At 71.0% G+C, this 22,612-nt stretch carries 18 protein-coding genes and 1 tRNA gene; 6 read left to right on the top strand and 13 right to left on the bottom strand.

What is annotated here, in order from left to right; translation table 11 throughout:
* Nucleotides 1-12 precede the first annotated feature (12 nt).
* A complete protein-coding gene (gene bioB / locus ACW5DW_RS16415) occupies nucleotides 13-1,122 on the bottom strand; it encodes a biotin synthase BioB (RefSeq protein ID WP_457020373.1) in 1,110 nt (369 codons plus the stop codon).
* A 49-nt stretch (nucleotides 1,123-1,171) separates the two neighbouring features.
* Here bioB and ACW5DW_RS16410 point away from each other — a divergent pair, with 49 nt between their 5' ends.
* Nucleotides 1,172-1,900: a double zinc ribbon domain-containing protein gene (locus tag ACW5DW_RS16410; RefSeq protein ID WP_457020371.1), complete on the top strand. Its 729-nt coding sequence runs from the start codon at nucleotides 1,172-1,174 to the stop codon at nucleotides 1,898-1,900.
* 77 nt (nucleotides 1,901-1,977) lie between these two features.
* Nucleotides 1,978-2,532 (top strand): HdeD family acid-resistance protein, encoded by a 555-nt coding sequence (locus tag ACW5DW_RS16405; protein ID WP_457020369.1) that lies wholly within the window; start codon nucleotides 1,978-1,980, stop codon nucleotides 2,530-2,532.
* A gap of 57 nt (nucleotides 2,533-2,589) precedes the next feature.
* On the opposite strand, the gene ubiA is transcribed toward ACW5DW_RS16405, so the two are convergent.
* The 3 genes from ubiA to ACW5DW_RS16390 form a co-directional block, all read right to left on the bottom strand.
* Entirely contained in the window at nucleotides 2,590-3,489 is a 900-nt protein-coding gene (ubiA, locus tag ACW5DW_RS16400; RefSeq protein ID WP_457020367.1) for a 4-hydroxybenzoate octaprenyltransferase, read from the bottom strand.
* Nucleotides 3,490-3,533: 44 nt separating this feature from the next.
* Entirely contained in the window at nucleotides 3,534-4,400 is an 867-nt protein-coding gene (locus ACW5DW_RS16395; protein ID WP_457020365.1) for a hypothetical protein, read from the bottom strand.
* A 75-nt stretch (nucleotides 4,401-4,475) separates the two neighbouring features.
* A complete protein-coding gene (locus ACW5DW_RS16390; protein ID WP_457020363.1) occupies nucleotides 4,476-6,398 on the bottom strand; it encodes a copper amine oxidase in 1,923 nt (640 codons plus the stop codon).
* A 210-nt stretch (nucleotides 6,399-6,608) separates the two neighbouring features.
* On the opposite strand from ACW5DW_RS16390, the gene ACW5DW_RS16385 reads away from it, so the two are divergent.
* Nucleotides 6,609-6,685, top strand: a tRNA-Arg gene (locus ACW5DW_RS16385).
* 136 nt (nucleotides 6,686-6,821) lie between these two features.
* On the opposite strand, the gene ACW5DW_RS16380 is transcribed toward ACW5DW_RS16385, so the two are convergent.
* The 5 genes from ACW5DW_RS16380 to ACW5DW_RS16360 form a co-directional block, all read right to left on the bottom strand.
* Complete coding sequence (locus ACW5DW_RS16380) at nucleotides 6,822-7,352, bottom strand: outer membrane beta-barrel protein (protein ID WP_457020362.1); 531 nt, start codon at nucleotides 7,350-7,352, stop codon at nucleotides 6,822-6,824.
* A 277-nt stretch (nucleotides 7,353-7,629) separates the two neighbouring features.
* Entirely contained in the window at nucleotides 7,630-8,268 is a 639-nt protein-coding gene (gene pdeM / locus ACW5DW_RS16375; protein WP_457020361.1) for a ligase-associated DNA damage response endonuclease PdeM, read from the bottom strand.
* The gene (locus tag ACW5DW_RS16370; protein WP_457020359.1) at nucleotides 8,261-10,849 is read right to left on the bottom strand and encodes a ligase-associated DNA damage response DEXH box helicase; all 2,589 of its coding nucleotides are present in this window, start codon (nucleotides 10,847-10,849) and stop codon (nucleotides 8,261-8,263) included. The genes pdeM and ACW5DW_RS16370 overlap by 8 nt, the downstream gene beginning before the upstream one ends.
* Nucleotides 10,846-12,576, bottom strand: a complete 1,731-nt coding sequence (locus tag ACW5DW_RS16365; protein ID WP_457020357.1) for a cisplatin damage response ATP-dependent DNA ligase — start codon at nucleotides 12,574-12,576, stop codon at nucleotides 10,846-10,848. Before ACW5DW_RS16365 ends, ACW5DW_RS16370 begins: the two co-directional genes overlap by 4 nt.
* A gap of 168 nt (nucleotides 12,577-12,744) precedes the next feature.
* Nucleotides 12,745-13,743, bottom strand: coding sequence for a ligase-associated DNA damage response exonuclease (locus tag ACW5DW_RS16360; RefSeq protein ID WP_457020356.1), 999 nt, complete (start codon nucleotides 13,741-13,743; stop codon nucleotides 12,745-12,747).
* A gap of 300 nt (nucleotides 13,744-14,043) precedes the next feature.
* Between ACW5DW_RS16360 and putP the strand changes: the two genes are divergently transcribed.
* Both putP and ACW5DW_RS16350 read left to right on the top strand, forming a co-directional pair.
* The gene (gene putP, locus ACW5DW_RS16355) at nucleotides 14,044-15,531 is read left to right on the top strand and encodes a sodium/proline symporter PutP (RefSeq protein WP_457020354.1); all 1,488 of its coding nucleotides are present in this window, start codon (nucleotides 14,044-14,046) and stop codon (nucleotides 15,529-15,531) included.
* A gap of 218 nt (nucleotides 15,532-15,749) precedes the next feature.
* Nucleotides 15,750-16,097: a DUF488 domain-containing protein gene (locus tag ACW5DW_RS16350; protein WP_457020352.1), complete on the top strand. Its 348-nt coding sequence runs from the start codon at nucleotides 15,750-15,752 to the stop codon at nucleotides 16,095-16,097.
* A gap of 226 nt (nucleotides 16,098-16,323) precedes the next feature.
* Here ACW5DW_RS16350 and ACW5DW_RS16345 read toward each other — a convergent pair whose 3' ends face one another.
* The 3 genes from ACW5DW_RS16345 to ACW5DW_RS16335 form a co-directional block, all read right to left on the bottom strand.
* Complete coding sequence (locus ACW5DW_RS16345; RefSeq protein WP_457020351.1) at nucleotides 16,324-17,394, bottom strand: DUF5694 domain-containing protein; 1,071 nt, start codon at nucleotides 17,392-17,394, stop codon at nucleotides 16,324-16,326.
* A gap of 278 nt (nucleotides 17,395-17,672) precedes the next feature.
* Nucleotides 17,673-19,799, bottom strand: coding sequence for a gluconolaconase (locus tag ACW5DW_RS16340; protein ID WP_457020350.1), 2,127 nt, complete (start codon nucleotides 19,797-19,799; stop codon nucleotides 17,673-17,675).
* Nucleotides 19,796-20,965: a class I SAM-dependent rRNA methyltransferase gene (locus ACW5DW_RS16335; RefSeq protein ID WP_457020349.1), complete on the bottom strand. Its 1,170-nt coding sequence runs from the start codon at nucleotides 20,963-20,965 to the stop codon at nucleotides 19,796-19,798. Before ACW5DW_RS16335 ends, ACW5DW_RS16340 begins: the two co-directional genes overlap by 4 nt.
* Nucleotides 20,966-21,036: 71 nt before the next feature.
* On the opposite strand from ACW5DW_RS16335, the gene ACW5DW_RS16330 reads away from it, so the two are divergent.
* A complete protein-coding gene (locus ACW5DW_RS16330) occupies nucleotides 21,037-21,816 on the top strand; it encodes a rhomboid family intramembrane serine protease (protein ID WP_457020347.1) in 780 nt (259 codons plus the stop codon).
* A gap of 227 nt (nucleotides 21,817-22,043) precedes the next feature.
* Here ACW5DW_RS16330 and ACW5DW_RS16325 read toward each other — a convergent pair whose 3' ends face one another.
* Complete coding sequence (locus tag ACW5DW_RS16325) at nucleotides 22,044-22,475, bottom strand: RidA family protein (protein ID WP_457020345.1); 432 nt, start codon at nucleotides 22,473-22,475, stop codon at nucleotides 22,044-22,046.
* Nucleotides 22,476-22,612: the final 137 nt, after the last annotated feature.

The raw sequence follows: 22,612 nt of genomic DNA, 5'->3' as shown, positions 1-22,612 counted from the left end.
CGGCGTTCCCTGTCAGACGCGGCCCCCTGCCGCGCGGTATCCCGGGGCGGGGTCGACAATGCCTGCGTCGCACCCGGCCGAGATGTCCGCATGCACGGTACCACCATGGTCGTGGCCTGGTGCGTCCACGCTGACCTGCATCGCGCGCAGGCCGAGACGCTCGAACAGGGCCTGGTCGCGGGCCACGTCCGGGTTGCCGGTGGTCAGCAGCTTCTCGCCGTGGAAGATCGAATTGGCGCCGGCGGCAAAGCACAGCGCCTGCAGTTCGTCGGACATCTGCTCGCGCCCGGCCGACAGCCGCACCATCGAAGCCGGCATCAGCAGGCGTGCGGCCGCGATGGTGCGCACGAACTCGAACGGATCGAGCTCGGCGGTGCCGTGCAGCGGCGTGCCTTCGACCTGCACCAGGCGGTTGATCGGCACCGAGTCCGGGTGCGCCGGCAGGTTGGCCAGGGTGCGCAGGAAGCCGGCGCGCTGGCGGCGCGTCTCGCCCATGCCGACGATGCCGCCGCAGCAGGTCTTCATGCCCGCGTCGCGCACGTGTTCGAGGGTGTCGAACCGGTCCTGGATCTCGCGGGTCCGGACCACCGCGTCGTAGAACTCCGGATCGGTGTCGATGTTGTGGTTGTAGTAGTCCAGGCCCGCGCCCTTGAGCGCCTGCGCCTGGGTGCCGCTGAGCATGCCCAGGGTGGCGCAGGTTTCCAGCCCCAGCGCCTTCACCTCGCGGATCATCGCCGCGACCTTGGGGATGTCGCGGTCCTTGGGCGAACGCCAGGCCGCGCCCATGCAGAAGCGCGAGGCGCCTGCGTCCTTCGCCGCGCGCGCCTTCTCCAGCACCGCCTCGGTCGACATCAGCTTGGTGGCCTCGACTCCCGTGTGGTAGCGCTGCGCCTGCGGGCAGTAGGCGCAATCCTCGGGGCAGCCGCCGGTCTTGACCGACAGCAGGGTGCTGACCTGGACCTCGGTCGGGTCGAAATGCTGGCGATGCACTTGCGCAGCGCGGAACAGGAGCTCGGTGAACGGCAGGTCCAGCAGGGCCGCGACCTCGTCGGTCGTCCAATCGTGGCGGATCGGCGCAGCGCCCGGGGCGGCGGCGGAACGGAACGGACTGACGGCAGGCATCGGCTTTCCCTGACAGACACGGCGGAGGCGGGCCGGCAGTCTGGAAAGCATGCCGGGGCCTGTCAACCGAATCCAGGGCGCGCCGGTTGACGGCTGGTGGCGCCGGCTGGGTGTGCGCCTGTGTCCGGCGCGCTGCCTGGCCTGCGCTGAAGCCGCGCCCTCGGGCAGCGACCTGTGCCCCGCCTGCGCGGCCGCGCTGCCGTGGAACGATGCCGCCTGCGGGCGCTGCGCCCTGCCCCTGCCGGTGGCCGCGGCGTCCTGCGGCGCCTGCCTGCAGCACCCGCCGCCGCTGCAGGCCGTGCATGCCGCGTTCCGCTACGCCGCGCCGGTGGACCGGCTGCTGCCGCGGTTCAAGTTCCACCGCGACCTGGCCGCGGGGCGGCTGCTGGCCGATGCGATGGCGCTGCGCTTTGCCGCGCTGCCGCGCCCGAACGCGCTGCTGCCGGTGCCGCTGCACCAGGGCCGGCTGCGCCGTCGTGGCTACGACCAGGCGCTGGAGTTGGCCAGGCCGCTGGCACGGGCGCTGGGCCTGCCGCTGCTGCCCGGGGCCTTGGTCCGCCACCGCGCCACCGCGCCGCAGTCGGAGCTGGACGCCGCGACCCGGCGACGCAACCTGCGCGGCGCGTTCGGCGTCGACCGCCGCGTCGCGCTGCCCGCGCATGTCGTGCTGGTCGACGACGTGATGACCACCGGGGCCACCCTGCACGCGGCGGCCGTCGCGCTGCACCGCGCCGGGGTCGCCCGGGTCGACGCCTGGGTCTGCGCGCGGGCACCGTGACCGGCGTCACGTTTGCCGCGTGCGAGAGGCGTACAGTGGCCCCGGGCCGGCCGCCGCCGGTGCGAATGGAGCGCGCAATGGCCGGTCCTTTTGTTGACGTCAGCCGCAGCTGGTGGCTGTTCCTGTTCTACGGCGTGATCGCGATCGCCTTCGGCCTCGCGTCCCTGTTCTGGCCCGACCGCTCGGTGCTGGCCCTGGTGCTGACCTTCGGCGTGCTGTCGCTGGCCGACGGACTGGTCAGCCTGCTCAGCATCTTCCGGCGGGATATCGCCCTGCCCAACTGGCTGCTGCTGCTGTATGCGGCAATCTCGATCGGCTTCGGCCTGCTTGCGGTGCTGCAGCCGGCGCAGATGGCCGGGGCCCTGCTGTGGCTGCTGGCGCTGTGGCTGGTGATCGCCGGCCTGGCGCGAGTCGTATTCGCGGTGCAGGTGCGCAAGCTGGTGCGCGGCGAATGGCTGCTGTTGATGAGCGGCGTGCTCGCGCTGGCCCTGGGCATCCTGTTCTTCGCCCGCCCTGGCCTCGGCATGCTGGCGGTCGCGTTCTGGATCGCGATCGGCGCGCTGGTCTACGGCGCGCTGCAGGTGGGCGTCGCGATCCGCCTGCGCAAGCTGCAGCGGCCGCAGCCGGTGTGACCGGCGTCGATGCGTCGTTCACCGGGTCCGCACGCGCGCGACCCGGTAAACGGCGCGTCAGAGTGCGTAGTCGGCCGCGATGCCGGCAAACACCGCCAGCCCCACCCAGTGGTTGTGCAGGAACGCGCGGAAGCAGGCGGCGCGGTCGCGATAGCGGGCGAGCATGAATTCCCAGCCCACCAGCAGCGCCGCAACCCCGAGACCGGCCCAGTAATACACGCCCAGCCCGGCCTGCCGCCCCACCAGCGCCAGCGCCGTGAACGTCATCGCATACAGCACGCCCTGCGCCACCAGGTCGAGTTCGCCGAACAGGATCGCCGTCGACTTCGAGCCCATGCGGATGTCGTCGTCGCGATCGACCATCGCATACCAGGTGTCGTAGGCCGTGGCCCAGAAGATGTTGGCCACGTACAGCACCCAGGCGACGGGCGGTACTTCACCCTGCACCGCGGCAAAGCCCATCGGGATGCCCCAGCCGAACGCCATGCCCAGGTAGACCTGCGGCAGGTAGGTGTAGCGCTTGAGGTAGGGATAGCTGGCCGCCAGCAGCACGCCGACCACGCTCATCAGCACCGCCAGCCGGTTGAGCGTGAGCACCAGCGCGAACGCCGCCAGCATCAGCACGGCGAACACCATCAGCGCCTCGCGCCCCGACACCGCGCCGGTGGCCAGCGGCCGCTCTTTGGTGCGCTCGACCGAGCCGTCGAGCCAGCGGTCGGCGTAATCGTTGATCACGCAGCCGCCGGAGCGCGTCAGCCACACCCCGGCGCTGAACACGAACAGGATCCACAGCGGCGGCACGCCGTCGGCGGCGATCCACAGCCCCCACCAGGTCGGCCACAGCAGCAGCAGCCAGCCGATCGGGCGGTCGCCGCGCACCAGCGTCCAGTACAGCGACAGGCGTCCGCGCCAGTCCGGTTGCGAGGCCGTTGGCGGCACGGGATGTTCATGCGACATGGCGCAAAGGGTACCAGCGCCGGCTCGCCGTCCCCTGCAGGGCGCTACGGCTGCAGGCGGTTGTCGAGTCGCCGCATGCCCGCGAGGCCGGACAGTGCTTCGGCGACGCGCTTGGCATCCGGCACGGCGTGCTGGACTGGCTCCACGACGACCACGCCGTCGCGCGCCTGGACCCGCACCCGCGCCGCATCGCGTTCACCCAGGCGCTGGAAGAGGCGTTCGCGGGCCATCCTGGCCAGGGTCGCATCGTCCAGGCGCGGGCTGGCGGCGGCGGTGCCAGCCTGGACCCTGGCGCCTGCAGCGGGCTGCGGGTCGATGTTCCCGACACGCGTCCTCGACACTCGCCCTTTCTCGCCGACGATGCCGGTGGCGCGCATGGCCGGAAGACGACCTTTTTCGCCAACGACACCTGCGGTGCCCGTCGTCGGCAGGCGTCCCTTCTCGCCCACGATCGCCGAGCCGGCGGGCGGCAGACGCCTCCTCTCGCCGACGACGCCCGCGGCCCGCGTTGCCGGCAAACGACCCTTCTCACCGACCACACCCGCGGTCCCCGTCGCCGGCAGGCGCCCCTTCTCGCCCACGATGGCGGCCGTGGGCGGACGCAGCACCGTGCCGACGACCGCGATGACTTCGGTCACGCCCGGGACCTCGCGCACGATCTTCTCGACCCGCTCGCGATCGCGCAGCGACAGCTCCGGCGCCTCCACGCGCACGGCGCCGTCGCGCGCGCTGATCGCGACCCTGGCCGCGCGCTTGGGGCCGAAGTGCTCGGCGAGGCTGGCGCGCACGCGCAGGACCAGGGCGCCGGCCACCTGCATGTCGGGCGCGACCGCCCCCGACGTAGCCTGCAACGGCGCACTGGCGGGGACGACAAGCAGGGCGGTGGCCACGGCAAGCAGCAGTCGTTTCATGCGGATCTCCTCGGGCGGGCGGCGATCCGCCCTCCACTTCCCATCCGCGCAATGGCGGCGGCGACTGCCACGCGGTTACGGCTGGCGCGGCAGGTCCAGGGCCGGGTTGCGGTCGAAGAAGTCGAACGGCCGCAGTTCGAAGGCATGCCACAGCACCGGCATCACCGGCCAGTCCTCGGTCCGCGGCAGGTGGTGCATGCCGACCACGTGCCACAGCACCAGGTCGGTGCGCTCGACCGGGCGGTCGCGCGCGGTCCACGCCGGCAGCCCCGCGGGCGTGGACGCCAGCAGCGGATAGTCGCCCGCGGCGTGGCGCTCTGCCGCGTCATGGGGCGTCACCCAAAGCGCATGCCGCACGAACCCGGCGCGGCGATGCACCGGATCCAGATCGGCGATGAGCGCGGCGGGCGTCGCCGCGTGGCCCGCGCGCAGTTCGTAACCGGTCGGATGGTCCGCGGCGTTGCGCGCGTCGGGATTGACCACGCGCCATTGCGCCGCATGCTCGCTAACGTGCCCCTGCAGCAGCTCGCGCTCCGAGCGGATGGTGCGTTCACGGGGCACCCAGATCGCACCGCGCGGATTCGACTCCGGCAGTCGCACCGCCTGCAGCCGGGTCCCGACCAGCGAGTTGACCGGCCCGTCGACGTCCAGGTCGAGGCGGAAGGCGAAATGATGGTCGTGGTTGACCGCCACCACGCCGTCGGCGACGCGGTGCCCGTGGCGCGCATCGTCCGCGACCTTGACCGCCAGCTGCCCGCTGGCCCCGACCGCCACCCGCAGCGTGCCGTCGCGCTGGAAGCTCCAGTCGAACAGGTAGTCGTAGTTGCCGATGGTCGCGACCATGCGCACCACCAGCTCGCGCGCGGGCCGGCCCTGCACCGCCTCGCTGCCCTCGATGCCCTTGCGCCACGCGACCAGGCCGGTGTCGCGCTCGAACAGGCAGGCCACCCGCGGCCGCGGCCGCGAGACACCGCGCTCGTCGGTGCTCACCCCTTCGATGAAGGCCGCATCCGCCGGGCAGTCGATGCCCGGGGCCAGCGATTCGGCCAGGCCGTCGTACGCATACTCGCCGGCATCGAGCACGGCGCGGTCGTACCAGCCCGGCGCCGGATCCATGTAGGGCACGAAGATCTCCGACAGATGCGCCTGGTAGAGCACCGACCGCCGACGCGCGCCGTCATCGATGCTCACCGTCGACAGCACCACGCCCACGCGCGGATCCATCCGCAGGTGGAAGCGCCACTCGCCCCAGTGCACCAGGCCCCCGTCGATCGTGAAGCCGTGGATCTCACGTGGCCGGGCCGTGCCCTGCGGCAGCGGCGCGCGGTCGGGACCGACCGCCGCCGCATCCAGGTCGGCCACCGCGTCCGTGCGCGCCGAAGGTCCGGCATCGCGCGCGTGCAGCACCCGCGCGGCGTCGACATCGACCAGCACGTCGATGCCCTCCAGCACCCGCGCCGCCACCGAGCGCGCGCCGCGGCGCTCGGCGCAGCGCACCCGCATCGTCCGCGCCGCTGCCGGCACCGCAATCGCGCTGCCGGCGGCGAAACAGTCGACCGTGGCAGGATCGGCCACACCGTGCGCGGCCAGCAACGCCCGCACCTGGGCCGATGCCAGTGCGGTTTCGGCCGCGATCGTGTAGTCGCGGTCGGTGAACTGCGATTGCGCGCCGGGCACCTCGTCCAGCCGGATCTCGCCGCCCACCAGGTCGACGGTCGCCTCGAAGACCCGCCCCGCCCGGCGCAATACCACCAGCGCCCGGCGGCCGTGCAGCGCGCCCGGCGCGGCAGCCATGACCTCGGCCTTGGGTGGCTCGATCAGGTGCATGCCGGCCACCACGGTCTCCCCGTCCAGGCCCCCGGCCGCGTCCAGCAGCGCGATGGCGCGGCGGTGTTCGTCTAGATCGAGGCCATCGAGCGGATGCGGCGTTGCAATGCCCGCCATGGGACACGCGAGGATCACGACCAGCCCGATCCGCAGTACGCAGTGCAACGGCATGGCCCGATCCCGGCGTGGCAGCGATGGCGCGGCGATTGTTGCACTTCAGTCGGGCCGGCCAACGCGTGTATCGCTCGGCTGGCCGCCCGTCCCGGTTGGGTGACATAATCCCCGGCCGGCCGCCCATCGCCGGACGCGGCGCCGACGCCTCGCCAAGAGACGCCGAAGCCCACCGGAACGACAGTTGCGTTCCCGGAAGTGACTGACAACGCGCCTGTAGCTCAGCCGGATAGAGTAGTGGCTTCCGAAGCCATTGGTCGGGGGTTCGAATCCCTCCAGGCGCACCACCTTGTTCTTTGACGGCGGCCGCGCATACGTCGGGACGACTTTCGAGCCATGCCCCGCGCAAGCGCGGCCCGGCACGTTGTACGAACCGGGCCGCGCTGCGTGCCGCCGGCGCGGACCAGCAGGCTCCGCGTCCGATCAGAAGTCGAACCGCACCTGCACCTGCGCGGTATCCACGTCGAGGTCCTCGACCTCGCTGCGGGTGTACTCGCCGCGCAGCGCGACGAGCTCGTTGAAGCGGTACTGCAGGCCGACGCCGTAGATCGGGTCGGTGCCGTCGTCCTTGGCGGTGCCGGTCAGCCCGGGGATCGCGCGGTCGAGGTCCCAGCGCTGGAAGCCGGCCTTGGCATAGCCCGAGAACTTCTCGGTGAAGGGCAGGATGCCGACCGCGGTGAGATAGGCCGAGCTGAGTTCGAGGTCGGTGCCGGTGCCGCGGGGCTCGAGCTTGCCGAAGTCGGTATAGCCGGCTTCCAGCGCGAAGTTGCGGTGGAACTGGTAGCCGCCGAAGGCCGAGAACGCGGTGTCCTCGTCGTCGTAGCCGCGTTCGTCGACCAGGGCCTGGCCGGCGCCGACGCCGGCGTAGAAGCCGGTGTCCTGGGCCTGTGCCGCAAGCGAGGCGCCGCCGAGCAGTAGGGCGGCGAGAGCCGTGGTGAGCAGTTGGGAACGCATGGGTGTCTCCTGGGGTGGGGGATGAGCGGATTGCTCCGCCGCCGGCCGATGCGTGAGGCACCGGCTGCTGCGGCGTGCTCAGGAGATGGGCGTTCCACTGGAGGCACTAAAGGCCTCGATTCTGGATTCTTTATCCCGAAATGAAGGCCAATCGTGCAGTTCGACGAATGCGCGTCTGGATGGAGCGATGTGTCGAGCCGACAGCCAGGGTTCTGGACGCGGATCCAGCGATCGAACTCCGGTCAGGCCACCCCTGCGGCCGGGACCGGCCGCCCGCTCAGGGCAGCCGCACCAGCTGCCGGCCATCGCACAGCACGCTGCCGCGGCTGTCGCTGCGCGGGATCGGGTGCCCGCCGGTGAACGCGGAGAAGGCCGGCAGCACGGTGCACGCCGGACGCAGCCAGAACAGCGGATGGCGCCCAAGCGCGCCGGGCAGGCGCAGCACCGGATGCAGATGCCCGCACAGCACGTGCTGAGGGCCGTCCTGCGCTGGCGGTGCGTGGCGGAGTTCGAACGGTCCATCGACCACGCTTTCGGGCAGGCGCTCGACGCCAGCGGCAGGCGCGTCGAAGGCGCGGTCGTGGTTGCCGGGAATGACGGCGACGTCCACCTCGCCATGGGCATCGCGGAAGTCACGCCAGGCGGCATCCATCGCGGGGTTGCGGCGCGCATGCAGGAAGTCGCCGAGGATCCACAGCGAACGCGCGCCGGTGCGCGCGAGCAGGGCGGCGAGGCGGCCGAGGTCGTGCGCGGTGCCGCCGGTCGGCACGGCGATGCCGGCGGCGCGGAAGGTGTCGCCCTTGCCCAGGTGCAGGTCGGCGATGAGCAGGCGATCGCGTGCGGGCCAGTAGAGGGCGCGGTCTGCAAGCAGGCGCACCGGTTCGCCGGCCAGTTCCAGATCCAGCGCTTCAGCCATGGCGCTTTTCCAGGCGCTCGGCGGCGCGCTGCACGCGGGTGCGCCAGTCTTCGCTGCTGTGGGAGCCGCGCATGCCTTCGGCCCAGAGCGGGAACGACAGCGGCGTAAGCGTCTTCGGCTTGCGCAGCTCGATGCGCGCGGCGTGGCAGCGCGCCAGGGCCGCCTGCAGCGCGCGTACTTCAAGCTGGGCTTCGAACACTTCGCGCTCGGCCTGCTCCAGCAGCAGGTGGCCGGGGTCGTGGCGCTGCAGCACGTCGAACAGCAGCCCGCTGGAGGCCTGCAGCTGGCGCAGGCTGCGCAGCGCACGGCCGGGCAGCGAGGGCGGCAGCAGGCCGGCCACGCGCGCGATCTCGCGGAACTGGCGGCGCGCCAGTTCGCCGAGGTTGGCGCCGTCGCGCAGGTCTTCGATCAGGCCATCGGGCGTGAGCAGTGCGCGCAAAGTGTCGTTGTCGATCGCGGTGGGCGCCTGCGCGGTGAGCGCCAGGCCGTAGTCGTTGACCGCGAAGCCGAATGTGTTGGGCGCCAAGCGCGACCAGCGCAGCGCCAGCAGCGCGGCGAGGCCCTCGTGCACGCCGCGGCCGGCGAAGGGATAGACGAACAGGTGCCAGCCCTCGCGCGTCTTCGCGAACTCCGCGAGCAACGCGCCGGGCGACGGCAGCGCGGAGATCCGCGCCTGCAGGTCCAGCAGCGGCGCCAGTGCGCGCAGCTCCGGGCTGTCGCGCGGGCCGGCCAGCACCTGCGCCACGCGTGCACCGAGCTCGCTCGACATCGGCATGCGCCCGCCCTGCCAGCGCGGCACGATGCCCTCGCCCTTCTTCGCGATGCGCACCCAGGCGGTCATGTCCTGCAGCCGCACCAGCTCCAGCGTGCGGCCGGCGAACTGGAAGCGGTCGCGCGGACGCAGGCGCGAGAGGAAGCTCTCCTCGACGCTGCCGAGGCTGCCGCCGCGCATCAGCTTCACCTGCAGCGCGCCATCGCTGGTGATGGTGCCGATCGAGAGGCGATGGCGCTGGGCGATGCGGCGGTCGCTGACGCGATACACGCCGTCTTCGTCCACCACCACGCGCGTGTACTCGGGGTAGTGCTGCAGTGCCTGTCCGCCCTGCACGATGAAGGCCAGCACCGCCTGCCACTGCGCGTCGGTGAGTGCGGCGAAGGCATGCACGCCGCGCACTTCGGCCAGCAGCGCATCGGGCTGGAAGCCGCCGCCGAGTGCGAGGGTGACGCAGTGCTGCGCAAGCACGTCGAGCGAGAGCATGGGCGGTGGCCGCGATTCGATCTCGCCATCGGCCAATGCTGCGCGCGCAGCGGCGTATTCGGCCAGCTCCAGCGCATGGGTGGGCGCGCAGACGATGTGCCCGGCCTCGCCCGGACGATGGCGGGCACGACCGGCGCGCTGCAGCAGGCGCGCCATGCCCTTGGGGCTGCCGATCTGGATCACCTGGTCGACGGTGGGGAAATCCACGCCCAGATCGAGGCTGGAAGTGGCGACCACGCAGCGCACGCGGCCCTCGCGCAGGCCCTGTTCGACCGATGCGCGCAGCTTCGGGTCGAGCGAGCCATGGTGCAGCGCGAGCGTCTCGGGCGCTTCCAGCCAGGTGGCCGCCAGCGCGCGGTGCCACAGTTCGGCCTGCGCGCGCGTGTTTGCAAACAGCAGCGTGGTGTCGGCGGCCTGCAGGCGTGCGGCCACGCGCTGCACCTGCGACAGGCCGATATGCCCGGCCCAGGGAAAGCGCTCCCCTGCCTCGGGCAGCAGGGTGTCCAGGGTGAGGCTGCGTGGCTTCGCTGCCTGCAGGATGGCCGCGTCCGGCGCATGCGGCAGCAGCACGTCGCGCGCCTGCGCGAGGTTGCCGAGCGTGGCCGACAGGCCCCAGGTCCGCACCTGCGGCGCCCAGGCGCGCAGCCTGGCCAGGCACAGCTGCAGCAGCACGCCGCGCTTGTTGCCGAGCAGCTCGTGCCATTCGTCGACCACGATGCCGCGCAGGCCGGAGAGCTGCGCGGCAGTGTCGGGGTAGGTGAGCAGCAGGGCCAGCGATTCTGGCGTGATCACCAGCACGTCGGCACGGCCCTGGCGCGCCAGGCGCTTGTCGCGCGAGGTGGCATCGCCGGTGCGCATGGCCACGGTCCAGTCCAGGCCGAGCGCCTCGAGCGGCGTGCGGATTGCACGCGCGGTGTCGCTGGCCAGCGCGCGCAGCGGGGTGATCCAGAGCAGGCGGGTGCGGGCGCTCTTGTCATTTCGAGCTGAGCGGGAAATCCCTGCCGCTGAAGGAACGAGATTCCTCGCTTCGCTCGGAATGACAGGCTGGTAGGGGCGCGAGGCTGTCGCTGTCTGTGTCTTCGATGCGCATGCCTTCCGTGCTTTCGCGGGCTGTGCGCGCGCCGCCTCCGTCAGCGCGTCCAGCAGCGGCCCGCCCAGCGCGGCAAGGGTCTTGCCGCTGCCGGTGGGCGTCACCAGCAGCCCCGATTCGCCGCGGCGCCAGCGTCGCCAGGCCTCGCGCTGGAAGGGCGCCGGCTTCCAGCCCTGGGCGGCGAACCAGTCCGCGAGCGGCGCGTCGAAGCGCATGCGCGCGTCCGACTTCATCGTGCCAGCGCCCGCAGCGTCTCAAGCCGGTCGGCCTCGGCGGGCGGCTTGTCGTGGCGCCAGCGCAGGATGCGCGGGAAGCGCACCGCGATGCCCGACTTGTGCCGGCTGGAGCGGTTCACCGCCTCGAAGCCAAGCTCGAACACGTGCACGCCCGGCACCGAGCGCACCGGGCCGAAACGCTCGAGCGTGTTGCCGCGGATCCAGCGGTCCAGACACAGGATCTCGGCGTCATCCAGGCCGCTGTAGGCCTTGGCCACCGGCACCAGCGCCTCGCCATCCCACAGGCCGAAGGTGTAGTCGGTGTACAGCGTGCTGCGGCGGCCATGGCCGGACTGCGCATAGATCAGCACCGCATCGATGGTGAGCGGATCGATCTTCCACTTCCACCAGTCGCCGCGCCGTCGTCCGGACTGGTAGGCCGCATCGCGACGCTTGAGCATCAGGCCCTCGACGCCGCGTTCGCGCGCCTGCTTGCGCAGGCTGGCGGCGGCATGCCAGTCCGATGTTTCGACCAGCGGCGAGGCGACGATGCGCGGATCGCCGTGCGCGGCCAGCAGCGCTTCCAGCGCGGCGCGGCGTTCGTGCTGGGGGCGCTCGCGCCAGTCTTCGCCATCGAGCTCAAGCAGGTCGTAGGCCTGCACGCGCGCGGGCGTGTCGGCCAGGGTCTTGGCGCCGGGCTTGCGCCGCTGGATGCGCGTCTGCAGCGCGGTGAACGGCAGCGGATCGCCATCGCCCGCCCGCCAGGCCAGCAGCTCGCCGTCGATCACGCAGTCGCGCGGCAGCGAAAGGGCGGCGTGCTCGATCTCGGGAAAGCGCCCGTCCAGCCGCTCCTCGCCGCGCGACCACAGCGCCACCTCGCCGCCGCGGCGGATCAGCTGCAGGCGGATGCCGTCCCATTTCCACTCCAGCAGCCAGTCGCCGACCGGGCCGAGGGCGCGCTCGATCGCTTCGGGATCGTTGGCGAGGGCGGACGGCGCGGCAAGGTCCGCGCCAGCCGCGTCGTCGGCGTCGGTCGCCTCCTCGGGCGCGTCTGCCGGCGCAGTCGCATCGCTTTTGGGCGCGCGCAGCACCGTTTCCAGCGGCGAGGCCAGGAAGAAGGGATAGGGCTGCTGGCGATCGCTCTCGAGTTCTTCGTGCGACAGCAGCGTGGCCAGGAACTGCGGCGTGGGCTGCCAGCTGCCGAGCATGCGCTGGGCGATGCGGGCGATGTCGATGCCGCTCATCTCGGCCAGCGCCTGCTGCACCATGCGCTGCGACACGCCCACGCGCAGCGCGCCGGTGAGCAGCTTGTTGAACAGCAGGCGCTCGTCGAAGCACAGCGTCCGCCAGGCGCCGATCACCACGGCGCGACGCGCTTCCACGTCGCGGTTGGCGACCGGCAGCAGGCGACGTTCGATCCATTCGGCGAGCGCGATGTCCGCGCCGGGGCTGTCGGGATCGTCGAGCAGCAGGGCCAGGGTTTCGCCCAGGTCGCCGACCTGGTCGTAGCTGTCGTCCACCAGCCAGTCCGGCAGCTGCGCTTCCGTGGCAATCCATTCGCGCAGCTCGCGTGTGTTGGCGATGCGCTGTTTTGCGCCGGCGATCTTGCCGCCGGCGAGCAGGTGCAGCGCCCAGGCCGCATCGCGCGGCGGGGCCTCGCGGAAATAGCGCACCAGCGCCGCGCGCTTGTCGAGCGTGGCGGTACTGCGGTCGAGCTCGCGGTAGAGGGCGGCGAAGCGGCGCATGTCAGTCAGGTCCGGTCACTTCGTCCACCTGCGTTTTGCTCCTTCCCCCGTCTGCGGGGGAGGGAGTCGGCCTCCGAAAGGCTGGTGTCGCACCTGCTGCTGGCTCCTTCCCCCGCGAGCGGGGGAGGGAGTACAAGCCGCGGGCCGGGAGGAGGGACGCCTGCACGCTCAATCCTCCTCTCCATAACCTGTCCGGAACGCGCCCGCATCAATGCCGTCCTCGCACAGCTTGCGGACGATCGCGTCGGTGTTGCCGTGGGTGGCGATCACGCGGCTGGCGCCGGTTTCGCGCACGGTGCGGATCAGGTCGGGCCAGTCGGCGTGGTCGGACACCACGAAACCGCGGTCGTAGTTGCGGCGGCGGCGGTTGCCGCGGATGCGCATCCAGCCCGAGGCGAAGCCGGTCTGCGCGCGGCGGAAGCGGCGCATCCAGGCGCTGCCCGCGGCCGAGGGCGGTGCCAGCACCAGGCGGCCGGCGAAATCGACGCCGCGCGCCTGCTCCGAGACCGGTTCGGTAGGCGGCAGGGCGACGCCGCAGGCACGGTACACGTCCACGCCGGTGGCGATCGCGCCATGCAGCAGCACCGGCGCGTCGAGGAACGGCGCAAGCTCGGCCAACACCCGCTGCGCCTTGCCCAGCGCGTAGCAGAACAGCACCGCTGCCGTGTCCTCCTGCTCGCAGGCGGCGCGCCAGTCGGCGATGTCGCGCGCGACGTCGGCGGTGTCCGGCCAGCGGTAGATCGGCAGGCCGAAGGTGGCCTCGGTGATGAAGGTGTCGCAGGGCACGACTTCGAACGGCGCACAGGTCGGATCGTGCTGGCGCTTGTAGTCGCCCGAGGCCACCCAGACACGATCACCGGCCTCGATCCGCACCTGCGCCGAGCCCAGCACATGCCCGGCCGGATGCAGCGAGACGCGGGTACCGCCCAGGTCGAACGCTTCGCCGTAGTCCACCACGTGGTAGCGCTGCGCGCCAAGTCGCCACTCCAGGATCGGCAGGCTCTCGCGCACGCAGTGGTATTCGCCCATGCCGCTGCGGGCGTGGTCGCCGTGGCCGTGGGTGATCACCGCGCGCGGCACCGGCCGCCAGGGGTCGATATGGAAATCGCCGGCCGGGCAGTACAGGCCTTCCGGGCGCAGCTCGACCAGGTCGCGGGTCGCGCTCATGGCCCGAGCCCGGAAGGGCCGTCGCGCCGCGCGCTGCGGTCGGCCTGGGTCGCGGATGGGACGGACATGGTCGGGTGCCGGTGCGTGTGGTCGGTGGTCAGCCGCAGACTGGACCAGCCGCCGTCGAGACCGGGCGAACGCCGTCTGCGCAACCTATCCGGCATCCGCCGCGACGCGGTGCCGCAATCAAGCCGGACCTGCAGACATCTGCCGTTCTCCATCGGCGCTGGCCGCCATTGGCGCTCGCCGCCCCGCTTCGTCCACACTCGGCGCCCTGTCCCGCCGACCGGTGCATGCCGCATGTCCTTCACCTCGCCGCTGTTCATCACGTTTGCCGCCTACCTGCTGCTGATGCTCGGACTTGGTTTCGTCGCCTGGCGCCGCACGCGCACCTTCGACGACTACATCCTCGGGGGCCGTTCGCTGGGCAGCTTCGTGACCGCGCTCGCAGCGGGCGCCTCGGACATGAGCGGCTGGCTGATGATGGGCCTGCCCGGTGCGCTGTACCTGAGCGGCGCTTCCGAGGCCTGGATCGCGGTCGGCTTGCTGCTGGGCGCATGGGCGAACTGGAGGTACGTGGCCGGGCCGCTGCGCGTGTACACCGAGCGCACCCGCAACGCGCTGACCCTGCCGGACTACTTCACCCATCGCTTCGAGGACCACAGCCGCGTGCTGCGCATCCTCGCGGCGCTGGTGATCCTGGTGTTCTTCGCCATCTACTGCGCGTCGGGCATCGTCGCCGGCGCGCGCATGTTTGAAAGCGTATTCGGGCTGCCGTACGGACAGGCGATGCTCTGGGGCGCGGCGGTGACGATCCTGTACACCTTCGTCGGCGGCTTCCTGGCGGTGAGCTGGACCGACACCATCCAGGCCTCGTTGATGATCTTCGCCCTGCTGCTGGTGCCTGTCGTCGCGATCCTCGGCGTGGGCGGCCCGGCGCAGGCGCTGGCGCTGGTGGAGCAGGTCGACCCGACACGGCTGGACTGGATCGGCACCGGCGGCGTGATCGCCGTGGTCTCGGCGCTGGCCTGGGGGCTGGGCTATTTCGGCCAGCCGCACATCCTCGCCCGTTTCATGGCCGCCGACAGCCTGGCGACGATCCCGCGCGCGCGCCGCATCGCCATGACCTGGATGACGCTGTGCCTGGGTGGCGCGGTCGCCACCGGCTTCTTCGGCATCGCATGGTTCGCGGCCCATCCGGAGTTCGCCGGCCCGGTGGATGCCAATCCCGAGCGCGTGTTCATCGTGCTCTCGGAAGTTCTGTTCAACCCGTGGATCGCCGGCGTGCTGCTGTCGGCGATCCTGGCGGCGATCATGAGCACGCTGTCGGCGCAGCTGCTGGTGTGCTCGAGCGCGCTGACCGAGGACCTGTACCGCGGCTTCGTGCGGCCCAGGGCCGGACATGGCGAGCTGGTGTGGGTGGGCCGCGCGATGGTGCTGGGCGTGGCGCTGCTGGCGATCTGGATCGCGCGCGATCCCGACAGCCGCGTGCTGGGCCTGGTGGCCTATGCCTGGGCCGGTTTTGGCGCGGCGTTCGGACCGGTGGTGGTGCTGTCGCTGCTGTGGAAGCGCATGACCCGCAACGGCGCCATCGCCGGCATGCTGGCCGGCGCGGCGACCGTGCTGCTGTGGAAGCAGACCGGCAGCGCGCTGTACGAGCTCGTGCCGGGTTTCGCCATGGCCACGCTCGCGATCGTGGTGGTCAGCCTGCTCGGCCGAGCGCCGTCGCCGGCGGTGCAGCAGCAGCACGAGCAGGTGCACGACACGCTGCGCGCGCAGGGGCAGTGACGCGCCGACTGGTTCCAAGTCGGGCTTCCGACCAACGTCATCCCGGCGAAGTGCGTTACAACGGCCGAAGGCCGGTCAAGCCGGGATCCATTTCGCCTTTGCTCTACCCGATGGATCCGGCTTTCGCCGTACCGATCGGCGCTGGGCTGCCGCCGGAGTGGACCTGACCGCGGACGTGTAGGACAGTCCAGCTTCGCCCCTTCCACGGCGTCCGACCAATGGACATCCGGATCAAGCGCGCCTACGAGGCGCCTGCCCACAACGACGGCGCGCGCATCCTCGTCGACCGCGTCTGGCCGCGCGGCCTGCGCAAGGAGGCGCTGGCGCTGGATCTCTGGCTGAAGGACATCGCACCCAGCGCGCAGCTGCGCAAGTGGTTCGATCACCGGGCGGAGCGCTTCGCGGAATTCACCCGGCGCTACCACCTCGAGCTGGAGGCGAACCCCGACGCCGTTGCGCAGCTGCAGCCGTGGCTGCGCAAGGGTCGCGTGACCCTGGTGTATGGCGCGCGCGATGAGGCGCACAACCAGGCGCTGGTGCTGCGCGACTGGCTGCTGGAGCGTTAGCGCCGGCGCCCGATCGTTGTCATCTCGCCCGCGACCGTTGCACTCCGCCCGCAACCACTGTCATTGCGACTCCTAACGGCTGTCATTGCGACCCCTAACCACTGTCATTTGACCGCAGGGAGAAATCTGCTCCCCGATGCGCAGGCAGGGATTCCTCCCTGCGGTCGAAATGACAGGCATCGCGCACGGGAGATGCTGCATCGCACGGCAGGCCCACAGCATCCGCTCAGTCCGCGAGGAACGCCTCCACGTCCACCACCTCCACGCCCTGCAGCGGCCCCAGCAGACGATCGAACCAGGCCTTGTGCGAGGCACCGACGATCGACAGCACGCGCGTGCCCGGGCGATCGCGGAAGGTGCTGCCGATGTTGGCGACCATGCGCAGGTTGCGCAGGTCCCAACCTGTGACGTACTGGCGGCCGAAGCGCTGCTGCGAATCTTCGGCCAGCGCGAGCGCGAAGTCGCAGCGCATCGGCATGGGCTGGTAGTCGGCGCTGTTGGTGTGGCGGTACAGCTCCAGCAGGTCCGGCGCCTGGCGCAGCGCGCTGTCGCGAGCACGCAGCGCGGCGCATTCCGGCGGCGCACTGTCCCAGGCACCACGGATCGCGGTCGCGAAGCCATCCATGTCGTCGATGCGCAGGTTGTCGCCGGTGTGGTCGTCCACCGGATGCACGCGCTCCAGGCCCAGGCGCACCGCCAGCGCGGCGGCGATGACGGTGTTCTCGTTGCTTGATGCCTCGCGCTTGCGCAGCGCCTGCACCAACGCCTCGTCCAGCCCGTCGCCGGCCCGCCGCTCGCCGGACTCCAGGCGCAGCCACTGCACCAGGGCCGAGGTGGGATCGCCGGCGGCGAGAAAGGTCGCGGCCAGGCGACGACGCTGCGCCGGCGTGGGTGCATCGGGCCAGGCGGCAAGCTGCGCGTCGACCGAAGCGATCGCCGCCGGCACGTCCAGGCCGGTGGCCGCACGCGCTGGAGCGGTGTCGGGGCAGTAGCTGGCGCCGCCTTCCGGGTCGTAGACCGCGGGATGCCGCGCCATCAGGTCGCAGGTTTCGCCGGGCATCGCTTCGACGGTGATGATCTGCGGATCGAACTCCGCCAGCCGCCGCAGCAGTGGCTCTATCGCGCTTGCCACCACTTCGCCGGCATCGTCCTGCGCCAGATGCACGGTGCCCAGCACGAGCACTCGGGTGGGCGGACCGGCGAAAGCCTGCTGCGCGGAGGCCGTGCCCGCGGGCGCGGCGAGCGCGCAGAGCGGGCTGGCGGCAAACAGCAGGACGGACAGTAACGGACGACGCATCGGCTCGACTCCGGAACGGGACGGCGCCATCACACCCGTTCCCGGCAGCACCCGCATGACCGGATAGTCACCATGACCATCGGCGCACCGCAGCACGCCGCAGGCGCGCGTCCGAGCGTGTCGCTGTGTTGACTCCGCCCCGAACCGTCATCCACGAGCGCGAAGAGCACAGACCCCGCAGCAGACGTGCCGAGCTTCCCGCTTGCGACGGAAGGCGAAGCGGCGGCGCGGTCCCGGAGCACAACGGCTGGGCGTCGCCCGACGGCGGTGCGCCGCGCTCAATACGCCAGCACGCGCACCGGCAGGTCGGTTGCCCCACGTGCGCGGTTACCGGCCGCATCCTCGCCCAGCGCACGCACGATGTAGTCGCCGGCGGGCAGCGACGCCGGCTGCCAGTAGCCCTGCGCCACCTCGTCACCACGCACCCGGTTGGTCGCCACGTACAGGAAGCGCGTGCGCGACGCGCCATGCACGGTGATGCCGCTGTCGGCAGCGTAGGCCACCTTGACCGCCTCGGGATGCGCCGGCATGCGCGAGAAGTCGAGGTTCATCGCCGGTGTTTCGAAACCCGCCACCGGCCGGCCGTCCGCGTGCAGCACCTGGTAGCCGACGCGATGCAGCCCGAGTCGCCGTCGCGGCAGGTTGCCGTCCACCTGGTCCCAGGCCTCGACCACTATCTGCACGTCGGCAGCGCGCGGCACCAGCACCCGCCCGTCCCCGCGCGCCGACAGCGGCTGGCCTGCACCATCGAGCAGGCTGACGTGGTCGATGCGCGGCTGCACCGTGTCGCTGTAGTTGCGGAAGCCGAGGCGGATCGCGTTGTGCTGGTGGCCGTACGGCCCGACGATCAAATGCGTATGCGCCTGCGCGTTGACCGTGCCCAGCGCGTCGCCGGGCACGAAGCGCGTGCCGCGCATGATTCGCACCGAAGCCGCGCGGCCGCCCTCGTCGCGATCGATCAGGAAACGTGCGGGATCCAGGTTGCGCCCCTGCGCGGTGCGGCCCACGCGCATGTGCAGGTAGGTCAGCTCGTCGACGCTGACGCCTTCGGCCTGGCCGCCGAAGCTGAAGGCCGCCAGCGGACTGCTGATCTTGCCGCCGCCGATCGACAGCACCGGCGTCCCGACATCGGCGCGCACGTCCAGGCCGTTGTGCAGGTGGCTGCGGCTTTCGCCGCTGAAGTTGCCGCGCACCTCGCCCAGCGTGCCGACCACTTCGTGCCAGCCATCCTGCGGCGCAAACGGCCAGCGCTGCGCGGTCTGCGGCAGCGCGCGCGCAGGCGAAGGACCCACGGGCCCATCCGCCGGCGCATCGACACCGCGCGGCACGATCCGGTGCAAGCGATGGCCGGCCGCATCGGCCAGCAGCAGGCTGCCGTCGGCTTCCAGCCAAAGCGCCGAAGGGCGCGCGAACCACGGGCCGGTGCCGCCGCCCGCCAGCACGCGTGAACGGCCATCGGCGGAAACCTGCAGCACGCGCCCGGGCGAGAGTTCGGCGACATACAGCGCGCCGTCGTGCGTGGCCGCGAGCGCGAGCGGGCGCACCGGTTCGGGTGCGTCCCAGCCGGTCGCCCGCCAGGTGTGCACCGCGCCATCGGTCCCGATCCAGCGCAGCGCGCGGTTGCCGGTATCGGCGATCCACAGCCGACCGTCGGTCGCCACTGCGATCGCGGTCGGCGTGTGGAAGCGCGTCAGCGGCGCCTGGCCGTCGACAAACGCAGGCTCCGCACCGCCCGCAAGCGTACGCACGCGACCGTCGCGATCGATCACGCGGATGCGGTCGTTCCAGGTGTCGGCCACGTACACGCGCCCGCCCTCGTCCACCGCCACGCCCATCGGCGCGCGGAACTGCGCCAGCGTGCCGTCGCCATCGCGAAAGCCGGGCACGCCGGTGCCGGCCAGCGTGGTCACCTCGCCGTTGCGCGAGATCTTGCGGACGGCGTGGTTGCCGGTGTCGGCGACATACATGTTGCCGAGACGGTCGATGGCGAGCGAGGACGGCGTATGGAACTTCGCCGCCGTGCCGATGCCGTCGGCGAAGCCTTCGCTTGATCCGGCGAACGTGGTGACGCGGCCATCGGGCGCGATGCGGCGAATGCGGTTGGCCTCGCCGCCATCGGCGACGAACAGGCTGCCGTCGACGCCGCGCACCAGGCCCCAGGGTTCGTCGAAGCGTGCCTGCAGCAGGTGGCCATCGCGCAGGCCGCGTTGGCCGTCGCCGGCGAGCGGCGCGATGCGGGGCTGCCAGTCGAAGCTCGTCGCGGCCAGTGTTGGCGGCGGGCCACGCCACCAGTCGCGCAAGGGCTGCCACAGGAAGGTCGCCGCCAGCGCCAGCGCGGTGAGCGACGCAACCGCCAGCAGCGCGCGCCGCAGCCCCGGCCGGGCGCGGCCGGTGCGCCGGTTCAATCCAGGACGCGGCAGAACACCGCCTTGAGGTAGCGCGACTCCTGCACGTGGGCCATGAACGGATGGTCGGCGCCGGCGCCGGAGACCTTCAGCACCTGCACCGTGCGCCCGGCGTAGAACGCGGCGCGGCGCATCATGTCGAGGAACTGCTCCTCGCTCACAAGGCCGGTGCACGAGAACGTGGCCAGCAGGCCACCGGGCTTGACCACGCCCAGCGCCAGCTTGTTCATGTCCAGGTACTTCTTGAGCGCAGGAATCACCTGCTCGCGATCGCGCGTCATCTTGGCCGGGTCGAGGATCACCACGTCGTACTGGTCGCCGGCATTGGCCGCATCGCGCAGCCACGGAAAGATGTCGGCCTGCACGAAGCGCGGGCGCACGCCGTTGAGTTTCGCGTTGCCGTTGGCAATCTCCAGTACGTCCTCATCGATGTCGATGCCGACCACTTCACTGGCGCCGCGCACCGCCGCGTACACGCCGAAGCCGCCGGTGTTGCAGCACAGGTCGAGCACGCGCTTGCCCGTGCAGCGGTGCGACAGCCACTCGCGATTGTCGCGCTGGTCGGCGAAGAAACCGGTCTTGTGCGCGCCGGCCGGGTCGGCGCGGAAGCGGATGCCGTTCTCGGTGATGAGCGCAGCTTCGGTGCCGGCGGTCTCGCGGAAGTCGAACGACTCCTGCTTCTGCACATGCTCGTCGGCGAAGCCGTGGAAGCGGCAGCCGGGAAACTGCTCGCGCAGCGCGGCGTGGATCCACTCGCGGTGGCGGTACATGCCGGCGCTGAAGTACTGCACCACGATCAGATCATCGTAGCGGTCCACCACCAGCCCACTCAGCCCGTCGCCCTCGCTGTGCACCACGCGCCACGCGTTGGTGGTCTCGTCCAGCTGAAGCACCTCGCGGCGCAGCAGCACCGCCTCGGCGATCTTGGCGGCGAACCAGGCGGCATCCACCGCAACGTCCGGATCGGTTTCCAGGATGCGCAGGGCGATGCGCGAATGGCCGTTGTAGAAGCCGCGGCCAATCCAGACCCCGTCCACGCCAACGATGTCGACGATGGTGCCGGGCTTGGGCCGCGGGGTCGGCTTCTCGACCAGCTTCTGGAAGATCCAGGGATGGTTGGAGCGCCAGGCGTTCTTGAGGTGGACAGTGGGAATGGCATCGGTCATGCGTGCAAGTTTACGCGGCTGCGGTCGCCCCAAACCCTTGCATCCCCCCATTCCGCCGCCACCCTTGCCGAATGTACCTGCCCACCCCCGACGACCCGCACGACCCCGACACCCAACGCGCGGCCGACCGGCGCCGCCTGGGCAACGCCTTCAAGGGCGCCATCGCCTTCGTCCTGCTGCTGGTCATCGTGTTCGGCCTGCAGGGCCTGGGCGACTACCGCCTGTTCGCGGTCGGCGCGGGCACGGCGCAGGGCCTGATCGGCATCCTCACCGCCCCCCTGCTGCACGGATCGCCCGAACACCTGATCGCCAACGCCTCCGCGCTGCTGATCCTCGGCACCCTGTCCCTGACCACCTACCCGCGCGCCACCGTGCGCGGCCTGCCGCTGATGTGGCTCGGCTCCGGCATCGGCGCATGGGCACTGGGCGACCCGGGCTCGTTCCACCTCGGCGCCAGCGGCCTCACCCACGGATTGATGTTCCTGGTGTTCGTGCTCGGCCTGCTGCGCCGCGACCGCCCCTCGATCGCCGCCGGCATGATCGCGTTCTTCTTCTACGGCGGCATGCTGCTGACCGTGCTGCCGCACGAGCCCGGCGTGTCCTGGCAGTCGCACCTCGGCGGCGCCCTGGGCGGCGCACTCGCCGCCTGGCTGCTGCGAAGCAGCGACCCGCTGCCCCCGCGCCGCCGCTACAGCTGGGAGATCGAGGAAGAAGAAGCCGAACGCGCCGCACAGGCCGAACGCGACACCTTCGAACCCGGCTCACCGCGCGACGTGCCGGTGCTATGGCAGCGCGACGGGCAGGACGAGGAGCGTGGCGTGGTGCTGCCGTTCCGGAAGCGCGAGGACTAGATCGGCCAAGGGCGGGGACCTGCAGTCTTTGAACCCTCGGGTCCCATGCGCCCCGCCCGCATGCGGTTCCAGGAAGGCCTGACACGGCTCGGGGCTGACTGTGACGCGAACTGGTTCGGGAACAGGCTTCCCAGGCCCAGGAGGCGATATGACTACGAGACACCCGCACAACGAATCCAGCATCTCTCAGGGGTGTTGCACTCGGGGTGTTGATTCACCCAGCACCCTCACTTTGCATACTCCGCGGTTAGCTCAACTTCCACAACGTATGAAGGAAGATAGAGGCGCTGGACCTGCACCCAACTCGCGGCGGGGAGTGATGCGCCATAAAATTCGCGGCGAATCGACTTGTTTTCAATGAATGCATCCAAGTCAGTGGCAAACACAGTTTCGCGCACGACGTTTGCAGAGGACAGCCCGTTTGCCTCCAGAACTTCGTCAAGTCGCGCGTATACAGAGCGAACTGCAGAATCCATAGTTCCGCCTGCCGAAATACCAGAGACATGGAGCGTGTTTCCGCTACGGACTGCTTGGCAGAAGCCTATTTCCTGCTCCAGCTGCTCCATAGAGTGGAAACAGGTTCGTTCGGGCTGCGGGGCTGTCGAAGCACAACCTGACGTGGCCGCGAGAGCGGCTATTAAAAACAGATGGCGGTTCATAGAACTCCTGTGCTGTCTAACGCCTTATGTCTTGAGTTTCCCCTACCGTAGGCGCCGAGAGCCCGACGTGCGCGCCCGATAACGCCTCGGTGTCAGACCACCGTAATTCAGCAGGGGCCGCACGCCGGATCTCGCGC

This window comes from Luteimonas sp. A482, assembly GCF_054072655.1.
Note: the sequence above shows the minus strand (reverse complement) of the source record. Positions and strands in the feature narration are given on the sequence as shown.